This is a genomic window from Variovorax sp. J2L1-78 (assembly GCF_030317205.1).
In the GTDB taxonomy this organism is placed as follows: domain Bacteria; phylum Pseudomonadota; class Gammaproteobacteria; order Burkholderiales; family Burkholderiaceae_C; genus Variovorax; species Variovorax arabinosiphilus.
This window is the reverse complement of sequence record NZ_JASZYB010000001.1, coordinates 1,029,318-1,050,477: the sequence shown is the minus strand read 5'-3', so window position 1 is coordinate 1,050,477 and position 21,160 is coordinate 1,029,318. Positions and strand designations below refer to the sequence as shown.

Genomic DNA, 21,160 nt, shown 5'->3' with positions numbered 1-21,160 from the left:
GAGGCCTCGCAGCCGATGGACATTGGTTTAACTGGGACAATAGGGCAATGAGCGAAGTTGCCTCCCCCGAACGAACCGTCACACCGGCCGCCCCCAAAGTCGGCTTCGTGAGCCTGGGCTGCCCCAAGGCACTGACGGATTCCGAATTGATCCTCACGCAGCTGAGCGCCGAGGGCTACCAGACATCCAAGACTTTCGAAGGCGCCGACCTCGTCATCGTCAACACCTGCGGCTTCATCGATGATGCGGTCAGGGAAAGCCTCGACACCATCGGCGAAGCGCTGGCCGGCAACGGCCGGGTGATCGTCACGGGCTGCCTGGGCGCCAAGACCGGTGATGACGGCGGGAACATGGTTCGCCAGATGCACCCCAGCGTGCTCGCCGTGACCGGGCCGCATGCCACGCAGGAGGTGATGGACGCGGTCCATGCGAACCTGCCCAAGCCGCACGACCCGTTCATCGATCTCGTGCCGAACGCTTTCGGTGTGGCCGGGATCAAGCTGACGCCGCGGCACTATGCCTATCTGAAGATCAGTGAGGGCTGCAACCACCGTTGCACCTTCTGCATCATTCCGTCGATGCGCGGTGACTTGGTGTCGCGGCCGGTTGGCGATGTGCTGAGCGAAGCGAAAGCCTTGTTCGAGGGTGGCGTGCGTGAGCTGCTGGTGATCAGCCAGGACACCTCGGCCTATGGCGTCGACGTCAAGTACCGCACCGGCTTCTGGAACGGCAAGCCCGTGAAAACGCGCATGCTGGAGCTGGTGCGCACGCTGGGCGAGATTGCCGAGCCTTACGGTGCGTGGGTCCGCCTTCACTACGTGTATCCGTACCCGAGCGTCGACGAGGTGATCCCGTTGATGGCGAGCGGCCAGGTGCTGCCCTACCTCGATGTCCCGCTGCAGCACAGCCATCCGGATGTGCTGCGCCGCATGAAGCGACCGGCGAGTGGCGAGAAGAACCTGGAGCGCATCGCGCGCTGGCGCGAGATGAGCCCGGAACTGGTCATCCGCAGCACCTTCATCGCCGGCTTCCCTGGCGAGACCGAGGCGGAATTCGAGCATCTGCTGGACTTCATCCGCGAGGCGGAAATCGACCGCGCCGGATGCTTCGCCTACAGCCCGGTGGAGGGCGCTGCGGCGAACGCGATCCCGGGCATGCTGCCGCTGGAAGTGCGCGAGGCGCGTCGGGCCCGCTTCATGGAGGTGGCCGAGGCGGTATCGACGGCCAAGCTGCGTCGGCGCATCGGCGCGACGATGCAGGTGCTGGTCGACTCGGCGCCGGGCATGGGCCGCAAGGGAGGCGTGGGCCGGACTTACGCCGACGCACCCGAGATCGACGGCACGGTGCGGCTGCTGCCCCCGGAGAAGATCAGCAAGACGTTGAAGGTCGGGGAGTTCACGCGCGCCCGTATCGTCGGCGTCGAGGGGCACGACCTGGTGGCGTTGCCCATCTGATGTCGACGTCGGTGGAGAGGCCCAAGAAAAAAGCCACCGGAGACCGGTGGCTTGATTCGGCTGACCTGGCGGTGGTCAGCGTTGACTTGGTGCCCAGAAGAGGACTCGAACCTCCACGATGTTACTCGCTAGTACCTGAAACTAGTGCGTCTACCAATTCCGCCATCTGGGCTTCATACCTGCCGAAGCAGCTATGGTTCGCTTTTCAGCGAAGCCTCGAATTATATGCTGCGTTTTTGATCGGACCGATCGCGGCGCACCATTTTTTCTGCGGAAATGGCGGCAGTCACGCACCTGTGGTCGGCGAGTCGTGGCCGCAACCCGCGCGAGCCATGCGCTTGACGCAGCGAGCGGGCATGAAAAAAGCCACCGGAGACCGGTGGCTTGAATCGAATGACCTGGTAAGGGTCTGTTTAAACTTGGTGCCCAGAAGAGGACTCGAACCTCCACGATGTTACTCGCTAGTACCTGAAACTAGTGCGTCTACCAATTCCGCCATCTGGGCTTCACGACTGCAAGAAGCAGTCATGTTTTGAATTTCAGGAAAGAAGGAGATCATATCAAAAATAACGGCACTTCCAGCAGCCTGCTGGATGAACTCGAAGGCACTGTTCAAGGGCATCGCGACGGGCACGGCTTCGTGCAACGCGACGACGGCGAAGCAGACATTTATTTGCCCCCCAACGAGATGCGCGCGGTGCTGCACAAGGACCGCGTCAAAGCACGCGTGGTCCGACAGGACCGGCGCGGCCGCCCCGAAGGACGCGTGGTCGAGATCATCGAGCGCTCCGAGCAGCCGATCATCGGCCGGTTGCTGCACGAAGGCGGCGTCTGGCTCGTCGCCCCCGAGGACAAGCGCTACGGTCAGGATGTCCTGATCCCCAAGGGCGCCACCGGCACGGCCAAGGTCGGGCAGGTGGTGGTGGTGCAACTGACCGAACCACCGGCACTCTTCGGGCAGCCCGTGGGCCGCGTGAAGGAAGTGCTGGGCGAGATCGACGACCCCGGCATGGAGATCGAGATCGCGGTGCGCAAGTACGGCGTGCCGCACGAGTTCTCCGAAGCGGGGCTCGCCGAGGCGAAGGCGCTGCCCGACAAGGTGCGGCCGGCCGACAAGAAGGGCCGTGTCGACCTGACCGACGTGCCGCTCGTCACCATCGACGGCGAAGACGCACGCGACTTCGACGATGCGGTCTACTGCGAACCGGCCAAGGTTGGTCGTGGCAAAGGCTGGCGGCTGCTGGTCGCCATCGCCGACGTCAGTGCCTATGTGCAGACCGGCTCGCCGATCGACATCGATGCCTACGATCGCGCGACCAGCGTGTACTTCCCGCGCCGGGTCATTCCGATGCTGCCCGAGAAGCTGTCGAACGGCCTTTGCTCGCTGAACCCCGAGGTCGAGCGGCTGTGCATGGTGTGCGACATGCTGGTCGCAGCCGACGGCGAGGTCTACGCCTACCAGTTCTATCCGGCGGTGATGTTCAGCCACGCCCGCTTCACCTACACCGAGGTGGCGGCGATCCTCGGCAACACGCGCGGCCCCGAGGCGGCCAAGCGCAAGGAGCGCGTGAAGGACCTGCTGAACCTGTCCGATGTCTACAAGGCCCTGCTCAAGCAGCGCGCCAAGCGTGGCGCGGTCGACTTCGAAACCACCGAGACGCAGATCATCTGCGACGACGCGGGCCGCATCGAGAAGATCGTGCCGCGCACCCGCAACGAGGCCCACAAGATCATCGAAGAAGCGATGCTCGCTGCCAACGTGTGCAGCGCGGACTTCATCGACGGCAGCAAGCACCCGGGCCTGTTCCGGGTGCACGAAGGCCCGACCACCGAGAAGAAGGAAGTCCTGCGCGGCTACCTCAAGGCGATGGGCGTGGGCCTGTCGATCACCGACGACCCGAAGCCGGGCGAGTTCCAGGCGATTGCCGAAGCGACCAAGGAGCGCCCCGACGCCCAGCAGATCCACACGATGCTGCTGCGTTCGATGAGCCAGGCGATCTACACGCCGATCAACAGCGGCCACTTCGGCTTGGCCTATGAGGCCTACACGCACTTCACCAGCCCGATCCGGCGCTACCCGGATTTGCTGGTGCACCGTGTGATCAAGGCGATCCTCAGCAAGCAGAAATACACGCTGCCGATGCTGCCGACGCCGGGCGAGGCGCATGCCAAGCTGGCCAAGCGGCTGGCCTCGCGCGTGAAGGTGCCGACGAACAAGCCGCAGAAGGCGGTCGTCGCCCCGACCAAGGAGGTACAGGCCTGGGAAGCAGCCGGCCTGCATTGCAGCGCCAACGAGCGCCGCGCCGACGAGGCCAGCCGCGACGTCGAGGCATGGCTCAAGTGCAAGTACATGCGCGAGCACCTGGGCGAGGAATACGGCGGGGTGGTGAGTTCGGCCACGACCTTCGGCATCTTCGTGACACTCGACGCGATGTACGTCGAAGGTCTGGTGCACATCACCGAGCTTGGCGGCGAGTACTTCAAGTTCGACGAAATGCGCCAGGAGCTGCGCGGCGAGCGCACGGGCATCCGCTACGCCATCGGCACGCGGGTGCGGGTGCAGGTCAGCCGCGTCGACCTGGATGGCCGCAAGATCGACTTCCGCCTGGTGCGCGAAGGCGAGGAGCTGACCGCGCGGGCCATGAAGGACAAGGGTGTCGGCGCCGGTGTGCCGGTCAAGGCCTCGGCCAAGCGCAGCGCCCGCGGCGGCGGCAAGAGCGCCGAGGCCGTGTCCCTGCCGGTCGAGCGGGCCGAAGGTGCGCAGTCGGCCATGCAGGCCTTCAAATCGGCCGTCAAGAAGGCCGCCAACAAGATGAAGGGGCGCAAGCCCCGCCGTGGATGAACGAAGGAGACAGAAAGACATGACACAGAACACCTCACCTCGAACCGCGATCGTCACCGGTGCCGGCACCGGCATCGGCCGTGCCGCTGCGCTGGCGCTGCTGGCCGACGGCTGGAACGTCACCCTGGCGGGCCGCCGGGTCGAGCCGCTCGAACAGGTCGCCGAAGAATCAGGCGCCGCCGCGCGCGCTCTCGCCGTGCCGACGGACGTCGCCAATGCCGCCTCGGTCGAGGCCTTGTTCGCGGCCACGGTGGCGCGCTTCGGCCGGGTCGACCTGCTGTTCAACAACGCCGGCGTGGGCAATCCACCGGGCCCGTTCGAGGACTGGACGCCGGCCCAATGGCAGGGCGTGGTCGACATCAACCTGACCGGCATGTTCTTTTGCATCCAGCAGGCGTTCCGCGTGATGAAGGCGCAGACGCCGCGCGGTGGCCGCATCATCAACAACGGGTCCATCTCGGCGACCACGCCGCGGCCGAATTCGATCGCCTACACGGCCACCAAGCACGCGGTGAAGGGGCTGACCAAGACCGCATCGCTCGACGGCCGCAAGTACGACATCGCGGTCGGCCAGGTGGATGTGGGCAATGCCATGACCGAACTGGCCGCACGCATGGCCAAGGGCGTGCCGCAAGCCAATGGCGAACTGGCGATCGAGCCGCTGATCGACGTGAAGATCGTCGGCCAGTCGGTGCTCTACATGGCCAACCTGCCGCTGGAAGCCAATGTGCTGTTCCATACGATCATGGCGACGAAGATGCCCTTCGTCGGGCGCGGCTGAGGCCCTGAGGCTTCAGCGCACCGGCGTGCCGCGGGCCAGCGCCCCGGCCGTCAGGGCCTGGTCCGCCGGCCATCGGTCGGCGCGATCGCCATGCCGCCACACGGCTGCGCGCGCGGCGGCATGTGCGGTCGACCCAGCCGCCAGCCCCGCGCCCACCATGCCGGCCAGTACGTCGCCGGTGCCGGCCGTCGCCAAGCGGGCGTTGCTGCCGAAGTTGATGCGCGGCGTCTCGCCCGGCGATGCAATGACGGTGCCCGATCCCTTGAGCACCACCGTGCACGCGAAGCGGTCGGCCAGCGCTGCCGCGGCCTGCAGCCGATCGGCCTGAACCTGCGTGGTGTCGACGCCGAGCAGCCGCGCCGCTTCGAGTGGATGCGGCGTGAGGACGGTGCGTCGCCCGCGCGCCGCGCGCTGGCGGAGCAAGGTCTGCAGCGACGCGTCGCGTGCGATGGCGTTGAGGGCGTCCGCGTCGAGCACCAGCGCGCCCGCCGTCGACAGCACGCGCGGCAGCACCGCCCGTACGGCGTCATCGCCACCGCAACCGCAGACGACGCTCAGCTGCGCCATCTCCAGCGCGTCCGGACGGCGGAACATCAGTTCGGGATGCCGCATGTCGAGCATCACGGCCGTTTCGTCCAACGGGGCCACGTAGACGCGGCCGGCGCCCGCATGCAGCGCGGCCGACGCGGCGAGCAGGGCCGCCCCCGCCATGCCCGGCGCGCCGCCGACAACCGCCACGTCGCCGTAACTGCCTTTGTGGCTGGCGTGCGCCCGAGAACGATCTTCGGGGCGCTCGTTCAGGCGTGCTGCCGGTGCTTCATCGCCGGCGGTGCAGCCCAGATCGTCGAACCACACCTCGCCCGCGGCATCCCGACCCTGCGCCGTGAACAGGCCCGGCTTGCGGGTCAGCAGCGTGAGACAGAAACGCCGGTCCGTCGGTGCGGCGAGGGAAGGGCCACCCCATGTGCCCGTGTCCGCATTCAGGCCCGATGGCAGGTCCACGCTCAGCAGCGGTGCCGCGCTCGTGTGCATGCGTGCGAGCCACTCGGCCATTGCGCCCCCTGGCGGGCGTCGGGCGCCGATGCCGAGCAGCGCGTCGATGGCCAGGTCGCAGACCGTGGGTGGAGAATCGGCGAAGGTGACGCCTTCGGCGCGGGCGCGCTCGAAGGAGGCGCGTGCGTCGGCGGGCAGCCGTTCCGTGTCGCCCGCGTGGGTCACGACAGGGTGGAAGCCATGGCGCTGCAGCTGGGCCGCCGCCTCGAAGCCATCGCCACCGTTGTTGCCGGGGCCGCAGGCAATCCAGACCGTCCGTGCATCGGTCGCCAGCGCCATGGCGAGCCTGGCGACGGCGCGTCCGGCCCGCTGCATCAGCGTGTGGGGCGGCAGCGCGGCGGCGGCGACGTGTTCGATGCGGCGCGTCGCGGCGATGTCGAAAAGCGGCGCGTCGGTCTCGGCGGTGATGCGTTGCATGCCGCCGATTGTGCGACGGCAACGTCGCTCAGAGCAGCCGCTCGATGCCCAGCCCTTCCAGGTCGATCCCGGCGTCCTGGCCGACGACGAGGTCGGCCAGCACGCGGGCGCTGCCGCAGGAGAGCGCCCAGCCGCTCGAGCCATGCCCCAGGTTGAGCCAGACGCCCGGCACGCCACTCGGCCCGATCACCGGCGGACCGTCGGGGAGCATTGGCCGTGCGCCCTTCCATTGCTGAACACCGGTCTGCAGCGTGGCCGCACCCGGAAACCAGTCGTGCAGCACCTTGTAGAGCGTCTGCAGCGCCGCCGGATTCATCGTGTCGAGCGCGCCGCCGATCTCTGCGCTGCCGGCCACGCGCACGCGCAGGCCCATGCGGGAGATGGCGACCTTGTAGCGCTCGTCCATCACGGCGCTGCGCGGTGCGTTGAGCGGTTCGCGGATGTGGGCCGTCACCGAGTGGCCGTACACCGGCGCCAGCGGCATGCGGATGCCCAGGGGCCGCAGCAGTGCCGCCGATGCGACGCCGGCGCAGACCACGATGGCGTCGTAGGTGACCGCATCGGAGCCGGCGGCCAGCGCGAGCGAGCGCGGTGCCGCGCGGCTCAGCGGCGCGATGTCGCAGTTGAAGTGAAACTGCGCGCCGAGCGCCTCGGCTTCGCGCTTGAGCAGCAGGGCGAACTGGCGGCAGTTCGCCACCTCGTCCTCGGGCAGATGGATGGCGCCGGCCAGTTCGGTGTCGGTGCTGAGGGCCGGTTCGATCCGGCGAGCCTCGTCGGCATCGATCTCGCGGAACACGCTGCCGGCGGTGCGCAGCACCTCCAGGCCCGGTTGCACCAGTTTGCGTTCGCGCTTGGAGCGCAGCAGCACGAGGTAGCCATCACTGCGCTCGTAGCTCAACTCGCGCGCTTCGCTGATCTCGTGGAGCCGGGTGCGGCTGTAGAAGGCCAGGCGCTGCATGCGCGCACGGTTGGCCAGGTAGGTCTCGAGCCTGCAGGCCCGTTGCCAGTGCGCCATCCAGCGCAGGTCGCGCACCGCGAGCGGCCAGCGCACCTTGATCGCGCCATGGGTGGAGAGCAGCGAACGCAGCACCTTCAGTCGCATGCCCGGCGCGGCCCAGGGGGTGACATAGCCCGGCGCGACCACCCCGGCATTGGCAAAACTGGATTCCTCGGCCGCGGCACCGCGGCGCTCGAAGACGGTGACCTCATGGCCGTCGCTGGCCAGCTCCCAGGCGGTGGTGACGCCGATGATGCCGGCGCCCACGATCGCGATTTTCATTGAATCTTCGGTGAAGGAATGGCGCCGACCGCAGGGCGCGGCCGCAGCGCAGGGCGCTATTGTTGCAGCGCGCGCTCTGCTTGGGCGGCAATGGCGAGCACGGCGTCGTCGTGCAGCGACGCATGCCAGAGCATCAGCCCGACCGGCGCATCGCCCGGCGCCTGGCAGGGAATCGACACCGCGCAGCCGTCGAGCATGTTGATGACCGATGGATTGCGCAGCAGCAGGCCGTTGACACGGAAGAACTCGGCATCGCGTTCCGCGCCGGGCGCCACGCTGGCGATCGCCGGCGCGGTGATCGGCACGGTGGGCGACAGCACGGCATCGAAGCCCTGCAGCGCGGCTTCCATGCGGGCGATCCAGGCGTGGCGTGCTCGGGCCAGATCGAGGTACTCGTAGGCCTTCATCGTCGCGCCCTTGAGGATGCGCTGCGCCACGCGCGGGTCGTAGCCGGCACCGCTGCGTTCCAGCAGCAGCCGATGCCAGGCATAGGCTTCGGGGGCGGAAAAGCCGCCGGTGGCATTGAGGGCCGGCAGGTCGGCCAGGGGCGACAGCGTGATCTCCTTGATCTGCGCACCGGCCGCCCGCAAGGTGGCGAGCGCCGCATCGAAGGCGCGGGCCACGGCCGGCTCGACCTCGTCGAGAAAGATGTTCTGGACGACCGCAAGACGCCGGGCGGACAGGGGCTTGTCGGCCGGGGTGACGCGGCGCCCGGCCAGTACTTCGTGCGCGGTGACCGCATCGCGCACCGAGCGCGTCATGGCGCAGACGGTGTCGAGCGTGGTCGACAGCGGGATCGCGCCGTCCGTCGGTACGAGGCGGGCGGTGCTCTTGAAGCCGACGATGCCGTTGAGCGCCGCCGGAATGCGGATGGACCCGCCGGTGTCCGAGCCCAGCCCGATGAACGCGGCGCCGGTGGCGACCGACACGGCGGCCCCGGAGGACGAGCCGCCGGGAATGCGCGGCGTGACCGGGTCGGCCGCGTTGGCCGGCGTGCCATGGTGGGGGTTCACGCCGACCCCGGAAAACGCGAACTCGGTCATGTTCGTGCGGCCGATGAGGGCGCCGCCGGCGGCGCGCAGGCGCGCCACGGCGGGTGCATCTGCCGTGGCCGCGGGCGCGTGGGCCAGGACGACCGAGCCCGCCGGCGTCGGCTGGTTCGCCACGTCGAACAGATCCTTGATCGAGAAGGCGAGACCGGCGAGGGGCCGCGCGCGATCGGCCGCGGCGGCCTCCCGGCGCGCCTCGTCGAACAGGGTCCGCGTGAAGGTGTGCCGATTGGCCGGCGATTGCGCGGCAGCGATGGCATGCTCGATTTCGGTGCGCGCATCGGAGGTTCCCGCCTCGATGGCCAGGCGGGTGGCGTGCAGATCAGGGTGCATGGAAGAGGTGGATGGGGGGAGGGGAAGGGCGTGCTACACTCTGTGGGTTTCGCCAAGCGGGATTTCCCAGTTCCACCACGGCGCGAACACATCCGCAAACCAGCCCACTCAAGGTGTCGCATCCTCCCAAAACAGAGGCCGCGAAACGGGCTGGATTTTAGACCCAACCTTTGGAGTTATTCCTATGTCGACCACCATGCGCGAAATGCTGGAAGCCGGTGTCCATTTCGGTCACCAAACCCGCTTCTGGAACCCCAAGATGGCCCCGTTCATCTTCGGCCATCGCAACAAGATTCACATCATCAACCTGGAAAAGTCGCTTCCGATGTTCCAGGATGCGATGAAGTACGCCAAGCAACTCACCGCCAACCGCGGCACGATCCTGATGGTCGGCACCAAGCGCCAGGCCCGTGAAATCGTCGCGGCCGAAGCTCGCCGCGCCGGCGTGCCTTTCGTCGACACCCGCTGGCTCGGCGGCATGCTGACCAACTTCAAGACCGTCAAGACCTCGATCAAGCGTCTGAAGGAAATGAAGGCTCAGCAGGAAGCCGGCCTCGATGCCCTGAGCAAGAAGGAACAACTGACCTTCTCGCGCGAAATCGAAAAGCTCGAGAAGGACATCGGCGGCATCCAGGACATGACCGCGTTGCCCGACGCCATCTTCGTGATCGACGTGGGCTTCCACAAGATCGCCGTGGCCGAAGCCAAGAAGCTGGGCATCCCGCTGATCGGCGTGGTGGACTCCAACCACTCGCCCGAAGGCATCGACTACGTGATTCCCGGCAACGACGACTCGTCCAAGGCCGTCACGCTGTACGCCCGCGGCATCGCCGACGCGATCATCGAAGGCCGCAACAATGCGGGCAACGACGTGGTCAAGGCCGTGCAGGAAGCCGGCAGCGACGAATTCGTGGAAGTCGAAGAGGGCGCTTCCGCCTGATCGCGTCCACGCGAGCCTTGAAGAAGGGGCTTTGTGGCCCCTTTTTTTGATCTGATTTTTTGAATACGGAGAACGAACAATGGCTGCAATCACCGCAAGCATGGTGGGCGAACTGCGCGCGAAGACCGACGCGCCCATGATGGAATGCAAGAAGGCCCTCACCGAGGCCGACGGCAACATGGAAAAGGCCGAAGAGCTGCTGCGCATCAAGCTCGGCAACAAGGCCGGCAAGGCTTCGGGCCGCATCACGGCCGAAGGCGTGGTCACGGCCTTCGTCGACGGCGATGCCGGCGGCATGATCGAGATCAACTGCGAAACCGACTTCGTCACCAAGAACGACAGCTTCCTCGCGCTGGCCAACGCCGCCGCGATGCTGGTGGCCAAGAACAACCCGGCCGATCTGGCCGCCCTGGGCGCGCTCCCCTACGAGCAGGACGGCTTCGGCCCGACGCTCGAGGACGTGCGCAAGGGCCTGATCGGCAAGATCGGCGAGAACATGAGCTTTCGCCGCTTCAAGCGTTTCGGCGGCAACGGCAAGCTGGCGTCGTACCTGCACGGCACGCGCATCGGTGTGATGGTCGAATTCGACGGTGACGACGCCGCCGCCAAGGACGTGGCGATGCACATCGCCGCCATGAAGCCGGTGGCCATTTCGAGCAGCGACGTGCCTGCCGACCTGATCGAAAAAGAACGCGCAGTCGCCGCCGGCAAGGCCGAGGAAGACCGCAAGACCGCCGAAGCCGAAGGCAAGAAGCCGCAGCCGGCCGACATCGTTGCCAAGCGTATCGAAGGCGGCGTGCAGAAGTACCTCAAGGAGGTTTCGCTGCACAACCAGCCGTTCGTCAAGAACGACAAGCAGACGGTCGAGCAGATGCTCAAGGCCGTCAACACCTCGATCAAGGGCTTCACGCTCTACGTCGTGGGTGAAGGCATCGAGAAGAAGGTCGACGACTTCGCGGCCGAAGTGGCCGCCCAGGTCGCCGCCGCCAAGGCGGCCGCCTGAGTCTGCCTGCCTCCACGACGGCGCGCCCGCCGCGCCGTCGTTTACCGACCGCCACGTCTTACACTCGCCCCGCTCACCACTTCAAGGAATTGCCCATGCCCGATGCCCGCCCAGCCCACAAGCGAATCTTGTTGAAGCTGTCGGGTGAGGCGCTGATGGGCGACGACGCCTTCGGCATCAACCGCGCGACCATCGTCCGGATGGTGGAAGAGGTGGCCGAGGTCGTGAACCTCGGCGTGGAGGTGGCGGTGGTCATCGGCGGCGGCAACATCTTCCGCGGCGTGGCTGGCGGCTCGGTCGGCATGGACCGCGCGACCGCCGACTACATGGGCATGCTTGCCACCGTGATGAATGCGCTCGCACTGGCCGACGCCATGGACAAGCAAGGCCTGATCGCCCGCGTGATGTCCGCGATCGCCATCGAACAGGTGGTCGAGCCCTACGTCCGCCCCAAGGCCTTGCAGTACCTCGAGGAGGGCAAGGTCGTGATCTTCGCCGCCGGCACGGGCAACCCTTTCTTCACCACCGACACCGCCGCCGCATTGCGCGGCGCCGAGATCGGCGCCGAGCTGGTGCTCAAGGCGACCAAGGTCGACGGCGTCTACACCGCCGACCCGAAGAAGGACCCGACCGCGACCCGCTATGCGTCGTTGAGCTTCGACGAAGCCATCGCGCAAAATCTCGGCATCATGGACGCCACCGCGTTCGCGCTGTGCCGTGACCAGAAGCTGCCGATCAAGGTGTTCTCGATCTTCAAGCATGGCGCCCTCAAGCGCGTCGTGATGGGCGAGGACGAAGGCACCTTGGTTCACGCTTGAGGAGACCTTGACATGACCATTGCAGACATTCGCAGTGCGACCGACACCAAGATGAACCAGTCGATCGCCGCCTTCCAGAACAACCTCACCAAGATCCGGACCGGCCGCGCCAACCCGGCGCTGCTCGATTCGATCCACGTCGACTACTACGGCTCGTCGGTGCCGCTGAGCCAGGTGGCGAACGTGTCGGTGCTCGATTCACGCACCATCAGCGTCCAGCCCTGGGAAAAGGGCATGGGCGCCAAGATCGAGAAGGCCATCCGCGAGAGCGACCTGGGCCTGAACCCCGCATCGATGGGCGAACTCATCCGTGTGCCGCTGCCCGCCATGAGCGAAGAGCGCCGCAAGGAAATGACCAAGCTGGTCCGCAACGAGGGCGAGAGCGCCAAGATCGCCACGCGCAACCTGCGCCGCGATGCGAACGAGGCGGTCAAGAAGCTCGTCAAGGACAAGCTGGCGTCGGAAGACGACCAGAAGCGCGCCGAAGCCGAGATCCAGAAGGTCACCGACCGGCACATCGCCGAGATCGACCGTCTGATCGCCGCCAAGGAAGCCGAGATCATGGCGGTCTGATGAGCGCAGCGCCCGCGGTGCCTCACCACATTGCCATCGTCATGGATGGCAACGGTCGCTGGGCGACGCGGCGCTTCCTGCCGCGCGTCGCGGGGCACAAGCAGGGCGTGGAGTCGCTCCGGCGTTGCGTCAAGGCCTGTGCCGACCGGGGCGTCGGCGTGCTCACGGTCTTCGCTTTCTCTTCCGAGAACTGGAACCGTCCCGTCGAAGAGGTCTCGGGCCTCATGGAATTGATGGTCGGTGCGCTGGCGCGCGAGGTGCCGAAACTCAAGGAAGACGGTGTCCAGCTGCACTTCGTGGGCGAACGCGGCGGCCTGTCCGACAAGATGGTGGGCGGCTTGCTGCAGGCCGAAGCAGCCACGGCACAGAACCATCGGCTGGTGCTCAATGTGTGCTTCAACTATGGTGGCCGATGGGATATCGCCCGTGCGGCCGCCGAACTCGCGCGGCGCGGTGAGCCGCTGACCGAGGCCAGCCTCGACCGTGCCATGGCGCTGGCCCATGTGCCCGACCCGGACCTGTTCATCCGCACGGGTGGCGAGCAGCGGCTGTCGAACTTTCTCCTGTGGCAGAGCGCCTACGCGGAACTCTTCTTCAGCGACAAGCTGTGGCCCGAGTTCGACGAGAAGGCGCTCGACGAAGCGATCGCTGCCTTTCAGAACCGCGAGCGGCGCTTCGGCAAGACCTCGGCGCAGCTGAATGCGTCGCCGACCGACCGGCAGATCGCCTGATGCTCAAGCAACGAATCATCACCGCGGTCGTGCTGCTGGCGATCCTGCTGCCGGCGCTCTTCTATCCATCCGCCACGCCCTTCGCCTGCGTCATGCTGGTGATGATCGGTACGGCAGCCTGGGAATGGGGCCGGCTCAACGGCTACGGTCCGCGCATGTCCGTGTTCCTCGGCATCGAGATGGTGGTGCTGTGCCTGCTGTCCTGGTGGCTCGGGCTGCTGGAGCAGCGGCTGATGGGCGTCTGGCTGGCCGCGAGCGCCGCCTGGGTGCTGGGCGGTGCGCTGCTGTTGCGTGGCGCTGTGCCTGGCTGGCCGCGGATCCCGCGCGCCGTGCGCCTGGTCGGCGGCTTGCTGGCGCTGTGGGTGGCCTGGATGGCGGCCGTGCAGGCCCGCATCTGGGGCATCAACTTCCTGCTGTCGCTGCTGGTCTTGGTGTGGGTGGCAGACGTCTTCGCGTATTTCGCCGGCCGCCGTTTCGGCCTCAAGTTCACCCGCAACAAGCTCGCCCCGTCGATCAGCCCCGGCAAGAGCTGGGAAGGCGTGTGGGGCGGCATGGTGGGCGTGCTGGTGCTGGCGCTGGCCTGGGTGTGGGCCGACGCGTCGGCGCAGGCGACGGTGGCCAGCCTGTACACGCGGCTGGCCGCGCGTGGCTGGTGGCTGTTGCTGATCGGCGTGCTGTTCCTGGCCGCGATGAGCGTCGTCGGCGACCTGGTCGAGTCGCTCGTGAAGCGCAGTGCCGGCGCCAAGGACAGCAGCAACCTGTTGCCCGGCCATGGTGGCGTGCTGGACAGGGTGGACGCGCTGCTGTCCACGCTCCCGATCGCCATGATGCTGGCGTCGCTGTGAACCCGGTGGCACGACAACGCATCACGGTGCTCGGCTCGACCGGCTCGGTCGGCGTCAGCACGCTGGACGTCATCGCCCGGCACCCGGAGCGCTTCGAGGTCTTCGCCCTCTCGGCCGCCACGAAGGTCGACGAGATGCTGGCGCAGTGCGTCCGCTTCATGCCCCGCTTTGCCGTGATGGCCAGTGCGCCGCACGCCGAACGGCTGGCGACGCTGCTGCGCGACAACGGCGTGTCGACGCGCGTGCTGCAAGGCGAGGGCGCGCTGGAAACCATCGCCGCCCACGAGGACGTCGACAGCGTCATGGCGGCGATCGTCGGCGCGGCCGGCCTCGGGCCTTGCCTGGCGGCGGCACGTGCCGGCAAGCGGCTGCTGCTGGCGAACAAGGAAGCACTCGTGGTGGGCGGCGAGCTCTTCATGGACACCGTGCGGGCGGGCGGCGCGACCCTGCTGCCCATCGACAGCGAGCATTCCGCCATCTTCCAGTCCTTGCCCGAAGACCCGGGCACCTGGGCCGAGCGCATCGACAAGATCATCCTCACCGCCTCGGGCGGCCCGTTCCGCACGCGACAGGCCGACACGCTGGCGAGCGTCACGCCGGAGCAGGCCTGTGCGCACCCCAACTGGGTGATGGGGCGCAAGATCTCCGTCGACTCGGCGACCATGATGAACAAGGCGCTCGAGGTGATCGAGGCGCGCCATCTCTTCGGCGTGATGCCCGAGCAGATCGAGGTGGTCATCCATCCGCAAAGCGTGGTGCATTCGATGGTGCAGTTCAGCGACGCGTCGGTCATCGCGCAACTCGGCACGCCCGACATGCGCGTACCGATCGCGGTCGGACTGGCCTGGCCCCACCGCATCGAGAGCGGCGCCGCGCGCTTGGACTTCCGTACCATGGGCGCACTGACCTTCGACCCGCCCGACGACGCGCTCTTCCCCGGATTGGCTCTGGCCTGGCACGCGCTGCGAGCAGCGGCGGGCACGACCGCGGTGCTCAACGCGGCCAACGAGGTCGCCGTCCAGGCTTTTCTCGACCGGCGGCTGCGTTTCGACCGCATTCACGCGGTGAACATGGAAACTTTGGAAGCGATCGCCCCCTCGAAGCCTGCATCGCTGGCCGACCTGCTGGCGCTCGATGCCATGGCGCGTTCCGCAGCCAACGCAGCGGCGATGCGGTTTGCGGCCTGACCGGGCCGCCGGTCCGTTCTTCTTCACGCTCACACCAGGGAGTTCCCGATGCTCACGGTTCTTGCCTTCATCGTCGCGTTGGGCGTGCTGATCGCTGTGCACGAATACGGCCACTACCGCGTCGCGGTGGCTTGCGGCGTCAAGGTGCTGCGTTTTTCGGTCGGGTTCGGCCACACGCTGTTCCGCTGGAAACCGAAGCGCCAACGACCGGGCCAGGACACGGAGTTCGTCATCGGCGCCTTCCCCCTGGGTGGCTACGTTCGCATGCTCGACGAGCGCGAAGCGCCGGTGGCGCCGGAAGAGCGCCATCTCGCCTTCAACACCCAGCCGCTGCGCTCGCGTGCGGCCATTGTGGCGGCCGGGCCGCTGGCCAATCTGCTGCTCGCGGTGGCGCTCTATGCCGTGGTCAACTGGATCGGCGTGCAGGAGCCGGCGGCGGTGCTGGGGCGACCGGTCGCGGCATCGCTGGCCGAGCAGGCCGGCCTGCGGGGCGGCGAGCAGATCACCCGTGCGGGTTTCGACGGCGAGCTCGCGCCGGTGGCGTCGTTCGAGGATCTGCGCTGGCGCATGACCCGCGGTGCCTTGGACGGCCGCGACCTCACGATGGAAGTGGCGGGAGAGGGCGGCCGTCCGGCGCGCACGCTCGTGCTGCCGCTCGGCCGTCTCGACGCGAAGGATGCCGACGCCCAGCTGTTCCGCAAGATCGGCGTGATCTCTCCGCTGACGCGGCCGGAACTGGGCGAGCTGGTCGCCGGTGGGCCGGCGGAGCGTGCCGGGCTGCGCCAGGGCGACCTGGTGCGTGCCGTGGGGCCCACGGCGGTGGTCGACGGCCAGCAGCTGCGCGAACTCATCCGGGCGTCGGTCGACGGTACGCGGCCGCGCACGCAGTCCTGGCAGATCGTTCGTGCGGGGCGCGAGATGGCCATCGACGTGACGCCTGAGGTCCGCGAAGACAACGGTGCGATGGTCGGGCGCATCGCCGCCTACGTGGGGGCACCGCCCGCCATGCTGACGGTGCGGCAGGGCCCGGTCGAAGGCCTGTGGCGCGGCGTCGTGCGCACCTGGGAGGTCTCGGCGCTCACGGTGCGCATGATGGCCAAGATGGTGATCGGCGAAGCGTCGCTCAAGAACCTCAGCGGCCCCCTCACGATCGCCGACTATGCCGGCAAATCCGCCAGCCTCGGATTCACCCAATACCTGGTGTTCCTGGCGCTCATCAGCGTGAGCCTCGGCGTGCTGAACCTCATGCCGCTGCCGGTCCTCGATGGGGGACACCTGATGTATTATCTTTGGGAAGGCCTGACCGGCAGAAGCGTGTCCGATGCGTGGATGGAACGGCTTCAGCGGGGAGGGGTGGCGTTGTTGCTTGTGATGATGTCCATCGCGCTCTTCAACGACGTCAACCGGCTCTTCGGGCTCTTTGGTTAACTCTCGCCGGCCCTTCGTGCGCCGGAGCAACTCACTCATGAACACTTCAAACAGTCGCTTCCGTCTGCGCAGCGTGGCCGCGCTCATCGCCAGCACGCTCGCTGCCACGGCAGCCTGGGCCATCGAACCCTTCACCGTTCGCGACATCCGGGTCGAAGGCCTGCAGCGCGTCGAACCGGGGACGATCTTCGCCTCGCTGCCGCTGCGCGTGGGCGACACCTACAACGACGAACGCGGCTCGGCGGCGATCCGTGCGTTGTTCGAGCTGGGGTTGTTCAAGGACGTGCGCCTGGACGTCAATGGCGGCGTGCTGGTGGTGATTGTCGAAGAGCGGCCCACGGTGGCCGATGTCGACTTCGTCGGCACCAAGGAATTCGACAAGGCGGCGCTCCTGAAGGCGCTGCGCGAAGTGGGCCTGGCCGATGGCCGCCCCTACGACAAGGCGTTGACCGACCGGGCCGAACAGGAGCTCAAGCGCCAGTACGTGAGCCGCAGTCTCTACAACGCCGAAGTCGTGACGACGGTCACGCCGATCGAGCGCAACCGGGTGAACCTGACCTTCACCGTGACCGAAGGCGAGTCCGCACGCATCCGCGAGGTGCGTGTGGTGGGCAACAAAGCCTTCAGCGAGTCCACGCTGCTCGGTCTGTTCGACCAGGACAGCGGCGGCTGGATGAGCTGGTACACCAAGTCGAACCAGTACTCGCGTGCCAAGCTCAACGCCGACCTCGAGACGCTGCGGTCGTACTACCTGACGCGCGGCTACCTCGAGTTCCGCATCGATTCGACCCAGGTCGCGATCTCGCCGGACCGGCAGGACCTGACCGTGACCGTCAACATCACCGAAGGCGAGAAATTCGTGGTGTCGGGCGTGAAGCTGCAGGGCAACTACCTGGGCCGCGAGGAGGAATTCAAGTCGCTGGTGACGATCAAGCCGGGTGAGCCCTACAACGGCGAACAGCTGACCGAAACGACCAAGGCGTTCACCGACTACTTCGGCACCTTCGGCTATGCCTTCGCGCGCGTCGAGTCGCAGCCCGAGATCGATCGGGTCAACAACCGCGTGCAGCTCGTGCTTCAAGCCGAGCCGGCGCGCCGCGTCTACGTGCGCCGTGTCAGCGTCGGCGGCAACAACAAGACGCGCGACGAAGTCATCCGCCGCGAGTTCCGCCAGTACGAGGCGTCCTGGTACGACGGCGACAAGATCAAACTGTCGCGCGACCGCGTCGACCGCCTGGGCTTCTTCACCGATGTCAACGTCGAGACCCAGGAAGTGGCGGGCTCGCCCGACCAGGTCGACCTGACCGTCACCGTGGCCGAGAAGCCCACGGGTTCGCTGCAGTTGGGCGCCGGCTTCTCCAGTGCGGAGAAGGTGTCGCTGACCTTCGGCATCTCGCAGGAGAACGTGTTCGGCTCGGGCAACTTCCTGGGTGTGCAGGTCAACACCAGCAAGTACTACCGAACGATCTCGCTGACCGCGACCGACCCGTACTTCACGTCGGACGGCATCTCCCGCACCTTCAGCCTCTTTCATCAGACCACACGCCCTTATTACGATCGTGACGGGGACTACAAGCTGGTGAGCGAAGGCGGCAGCATCAAGTTCGGCGTGCCGTTCAGCGAAGTCGACACCGTGTTCTTCGGCGTGGGCCTCGAACGCTTCACGTTCCAGCCTGGATCGACGTTCGCGGGCGCGACGCCGCAGGCCTACCGCGACTACTTCAATTGCAGTTTCGACGCCACCAGCAACACCATCACGGGGTGTTCAGACGACAGCAAGTGGGGCATTCCGGTCACGATCGGTTGGGCGCGGGATGATCGCGACAGCGCGCTCGTTCCCACGAAGGGTCGGCTGCAGCGCGCCAACGTGGAGTGGGGCGCGGGTGGTGACCTGAAGTACCTCAAGAGCAGCTACCAGCTTCAGCAGTACTTCCCGCTCAGCAAGCAATACACGCTGGCCCTCAACGGCGAAGTCGGCTACGCCAAGGCGCTTGGTGGCAGCACTTATCCGATCTTCAAGAATTTCTATGCGGGCGGCCTGGGATCGATCCGTGGCTTCGAGCAGAATTCGCTCGGGCCCCGCGATGCGGTGACGGAAGCGGCGCTGGGTGGCACCAAGAAGGCGATCTTCAACGCCGAACTGAGCACGCCATTCCCGGGCGCCGGCAACGACCGCACGCTGCGCCTCTATGGGTTCTTCGACGTTGGCAACGTGTTCAGCGATCGCAGCACGCAAACCGATGCGCAATGGGCTGCCCAGAAGAAGATCCGCGCGTCCGTCGGCCTCGGCATCAGCTGGATTTCGCCGCTTGGACCGCTGCGCGTCGCCTATGCCAAGCCGGTGCGTTCCCAGAAGGAAGAGGACGCGGCGGCCGGCATCTACAAGGATAGAATGCAGAGCTTCCAATTCCAGATCGGTACCTCTTTCTGATGAACCATTCGTACCGCGCCGTCGGCGCGCTGCTGCTCTCCCTGGTCGCCTCGTTTGCTGTCCAGGCTCAGGAAAGCTTCCGCATCGGCTTCGTCAACCCGGATCGCGTCCTGCGCGAAGCGCAGCCGGCCAAGGCTGCGCAGGCCAAGCTGGAATCGGAATTCCTTAAGCGCGAACGCGACCTGACGGCCCAGGGCGATGCGCTCAAGGCGGCGTCCGAGAAGTTCGAGCGCGAAGCGCCGACGCTGCCCGAGAGCCAACGCACCCAGCGCCAACGTGCCCTGGTCGACCAGGACCGCGAATTCCAGCGCAAGCGTCGCGAGTTCCAGGAAGACCTCAACGCCCGCAAGAACGAAGAGCTCCAGCAGGTCTACGACCGCGCCAACCGCGTGGTCAAGCAGGTGGCCGAAGCCGAGAAGTACGACGCGATCCTGCAGGAAGCGATCTACATCAATCCGAAGCACGACATCACCGAGAAGGTGATCAAGGCGTTGAACGCTTCTTCTGCTGCGCCCGCCGCCACCAACGGCGGCAAGTAGCCGCATTCGCGTGGCGTTGCGGCTCGGAGCCATCGTCGATGCCCTCGGGGGCGAGCTCACCGGCGACCGTGAGACCTGTATCGAACGGTTGGCCCCCCTGCAGACCGCCACGGACGATGCGCTCAGCTTCCTGAGCCATCCCAAGTACCGCAAGGAGCTGGCGGCTTCCCATGCCGCCTGCGTGATCGTGTCGCCCGCCATGCGCGAGATCGCAGCCGCACGTGGCGCCTTCATCGTCACGCCCGATCCCTATCTCTATTTTGCGCATCTGACGCAGCTCTGGAAGAAGGCCCATGCGCGGCCGGACCCGGTGCAGGTGCACCCCAGCGCGGTGATCCATCCCGAAGCCGTGGTGCACCCGAGTGCGTCGATCGGCGCGCTGTGCGTGATCGAGCGGGGCGCTCGCATCGGCGCCGACACCGTGCTGAAGTCGCGTGTGACGGTCAGCGAAGACTGCCGGATCGGTGCGCGCTGCCTGTTGCACCCGGGCGTGGTGATCGGTGCCGATGGCTTCGGCCTGGCGCCGCACGACGGCGCGTGGGTCAAGATCGAGCAGCTCGGAGCGGTGCGCATCGGCGACGACGTCGAGATCGGCGCCAACACCTGCATCGACCGCGGTGCGCTGGAGGACACGGTCATCGAGGACGGCGTGAAGCTCGACAACCTGATCCAGATCGGCCACAACGTGCGCATCGGCCAGCACACGGCCATGGCCGGATGCGTCGGCGTGGCGGGGAGCGCCGTGATCGGCGCGCATTGCACCGTGGGCGGCGGGGCGATCGTGCTCGGTCACCTGACGCTGGCCGACGGCGTGCACATCTCCGCGGCCACGGTGGTCACGCGCTCGATCCTCAAGCCCGGGCAGTACACGGGTGTGTTTCCCATCGACGACAATGCCGCCTGGGAAAAAAATGCCGCCACGCTGAAGCAACTGCACGGTCTGCGCGATCGGTTGAAGGCGCTGGAAAAAAAAGACGATGCAGGATAGAAAAATTATGACGACGACGCTCGATATCCACCAGATTCTCAAACTGCTCCCACACCGCTACCCCTTTCTCCTGGTGGACCGCGTGCTCGACATGGAAAAGGGCAAGCGCATCACGGCGCTGAAGAACGTGACGATGAACGAGCCCTTCTTCAACGGGCACTTCCCGCATCGTCCCGTGATGCCGGGCGTGCTCATGCTCGAAGCCATGGCCCAGGCGGCGGCGCTGCTGTCCTTCAAGTCGCTCGACATCGTGCCCGACGACAACACGGTCTACTACTTCGCGGCCATCGACGGTGCCCGCTTCAAGCGTCCGGTCGAGCCCGGCGATCAGCTTACCTTGGAGGTCGAGATCGAACGCATGAAGGCCGGCATCTCGAAGTTCAAGGGCCGCGCGCTGGTCGGCAGCGAGCTCGCCTGCGAGGCGACGCTCATGTGCGCTATGCGCCAGATCAACTGAGGTGCCGCAGGG

Annotated in this window: 18 protein-coding genes and 2 tRNA genes; 15 read left to right on the top strand and 5 right to left on the bottom strand. The window is 66.8% G+C overall.

What is annotated here, in order from left to right; all coding sequences use genetic code 11:
* Positions 1–47: 47 nt before the first annotated feature.
* Positions 48–1,454, top strand: a complete 1,407-nt coding sequence (gene rimO, locus QTH86_RS05080) for a 30S ribosomal protein S12 methylthiotransferase RimO (RefSeq protein WP_286645750.1) — start codon at positions 48–50, stop codon at positions 1,452–1,454.
* An 87-nt stretch (positions 1,455–1,541) separates the two neighbouring features.
* On the opposite strand, the gene QTH86_RS05075 is transcribed toward rimO, so the two are convergent.
* Together QTH86_RS05075 and QTH86_RS05070 are read right to left on the bottom strand one after the other, a co-directional pair.
* A tRNA-Leu gene (locus tag QTH86_RS05075) sits at positions 1,542–1,626 on the bottom strand.
* 248 nt (positions 1,627–1,874) lie between these two features.
* Positions 1,875–1,959: transfer RNA gene (locus QTH86_RS05070), tRNA-Leu, on the bottom strand.
* An 81-nt stretch (positions 1,960–2,040) separates the two neighbouring features.
* Between QTH86_RS05070 and rnr the strand changes: the two genes are divergently transcribed.
* Both rnr and QTH86_RS05060 read left to right on the top strand, forming a co-directional pair.
* A complete protein-coding gene (rnr, locus tag QTH86_RS05065) occupies positions 2,041–4,296 on the top strand; it encodes a ribonuclease R (protein WP_286646762.1) in 2,256 nt (751 codons plus the stop codon).
* Between the two features lie 19 nt (positions 4,297–4,315).
* Positions 4,316–5,077, top strand: coding sequence for an SDR family oxidoreductase (locus tag QTH86_RS05060; protein WP_286645751.1), 762 nt, complete (start codon positions 4,316–4,318; stop codon positions 5,075–5,077).
* Between the two features lie 12 nt (positions 5,078–5,089).
* On the opposite strand, the gene QTH86_RS05055 is transcribed toward QTH86_RS05060, so the two are convergent.
* From QTH86_RS05055 to QTH86_RS05045, 3 genes are read right to left on the bottom strand one after another with little or no spacing between them, the layout of a single operon-like run.
* Positions 5,090–6,547, bottom strand: a complete 1,458-nt coding sequence (locus QTH86_RS05055) for an NAD(P)H-hydrate dehydratase (protein WP_286645752.1) — start codon at positions 6,545–6,547, stop codon at positions 5,090–5,092.
* A gap of 28 nt (positions 6,548–6,575) precedes the next feature.
* Positions 6,576–7,826, bottom strand: a complete 1,251-nt coding sequence (locus QTH86_RS05050) for a D-amino acid dehydrogenase (protein ID WP_286645753.1) — start codon at positions 7,824–7,826, stop codon at positions 6,576–6,578.
* Positions 7,827–7,882: 56 nt separating this feature from the next.
* A complete protein-coding gene (locus QTH86_RS05045) occupies positions 7,883–9,208 on the bottom strand; it encodes an amidase (protein WP_286645754.1) in 1,326 nt (441 codons plus the stop codon).
* A 184-nt stretch (positions 9,209–9,392) separates the two neighbouring features.
* Here QTH86_RS05045 and rpsB point away from each other — a divergent pair, with 184 nt between their 5' ends.
* The 12 genes from rpsB to fabZ all read left to right on the top strand — a co-directional run bounded on the left by rpsB (position 9,393) and on the right by fabZ (position 21,148).
* A complete protein-coding gene (rpsB, locus tag QTH86_RS05040; RefSeq protein WP_286645755.1) occupies positions 9,393–10,148 on the top strand; it encodes a 30S ribosomal protein S2 in 756 nt (251 codons plus the stop codon).
* A 79-nt stretch (positions 10,149–10,227) separates the two neighbouring features.
* Positions 10,228–11,151, top strand: coding sequence for a translation elongation factor Ts (gene tsf / locus QTH86_RS05035; protein ID WP_286645756.1), 924 nt, complete (start codon positions 10,228–10,230; stop codon positions 11,149–11,151).
* A 95-nt stretch (positions 11,152–11,246) separates the two neighbouring features.
* Positions 11,247–11,969: a UMP kinase gene (gene pyrH, locus QTH86_RS05030; RefSeq protein WP_286645757.1), complete on the top strand. Its 723-nt coding sequence runs from the start codon at positions 11,247–11,249 to the stop codon at positions 11,967–11,969.
* A 12-nt stretch (positions 11,970–11,981) separates the two neighbouring features.
* Complete coding sequence (gene frr, locus QTH86_RS05025) at positions 11,982–12,542, top strand: ribosome recycling factor (protein WP_286645758.1); 561 nt, start codon at positions 11,982–11,984, stop codon at positions 12,540–12,542.
* Positions 12,542–13,273: a polyprenyl diphosphate synthase gene (uppS, locus tag QTH86_RS05020; RefSeq protein ID WP_286645759.1), complete on the top strand. Its 732-nt coding sequence runs from the start codon at positions 12,542–12,544 to the stop codon at positions 13,271–13,273. Before frr ends, uppS begins: the two co-directional genes overlap by 1 nt.
* Complete coding sequence (locus QTH86_RS05015) at positions 13,273–14,118, top strand: phosphatidate cytidylyltransferase (protein WP_286645760.1); 846 nt, start codon at positions 13,273–13,275, stop codon at positions 14,116–14,118. Before uppS ends, QTH86_RS05015 begins: the two co-directional genes overlap by 1 nt.
* Positions 14,119–14,123: 5 nt before the next feature.
* Positions 14,124–15,305, top strand: coding sequence for a 1-deoxy-D-xylulose-5-phosphate reductoisomerase (ispC, locus tag QTH86_RS05010; protein WP_286645761.1), 1,182 nt, complete (start codon positions 14,124–14,126; stop codon positions 15,303–15,305).
* 48 nt (positions 15,306–15,353) lie between these two features.
* Positions 15,354–16,733, top strand: a complete 1,380-nt coding sequence (gene rseP, locus QTH86_RS05005) for an RIP metalloprotease RseP (protein ID WP_286645762.1) — start codon at positions 15,354–15,356, stop codon at positions 16,731–16,733.
* 37 nt (positions 16,734–16,770) lie between these two features.
* The gene (gene bamA / locus QTH86_RS05000) at positions 16,771–19,164 is read left to right on the top strand and encodes an outer membrane protein assembly factor BamA (RefSeq protein ID WP_286645763.1); all 2,394 of its coding nucleotides are present in this window, start codon (positions 16,771–16,773) and stop codon (positions 19,162–19,164) included.
* Positions 19,164–19,703 (top strand): OmpH/Skp family outer membrane protein, encoded by a 540-nt coding sequence (locus QTH86_RS04995; protein ID WP_286645764.1) that lies wholly within the window; start codon positions 19,164–19,166, stop codon positions 19,701–19,703. Before bamA ends, QTH86_RS04995 begins: the two co-directional genes overlap by 1 nt.
* A gap of 10 nt (positions 19,704–19,713) precedes the next feature.
* Entirely contained in the window at positions 19,714–20,691 is a 978-nt protein-coding gene (gene lpxD, locus QTH86_RS04990) for a UDP-3-O-(3-hydroxymyristoyl)glucosamine N-acyltransferase (protein ID WP_286645765.1), read from the top strand.
* A gap of 7 nt (positions 20,692–20,698) precedes the next feature.
* A complete protein-coding gene (fabZ, locus tag QTH86_RS04985; RefSeq protein WP_286645766.1) occupies positions 20,699–21,148 on the top strand; it encodes a 3-hydroxyacyl-ACP dehydratase FabZ in 450 nt (149 codons plus the stop codon).
* Positions 21,149–21,160: the final 12 nt, after the last annotated feature.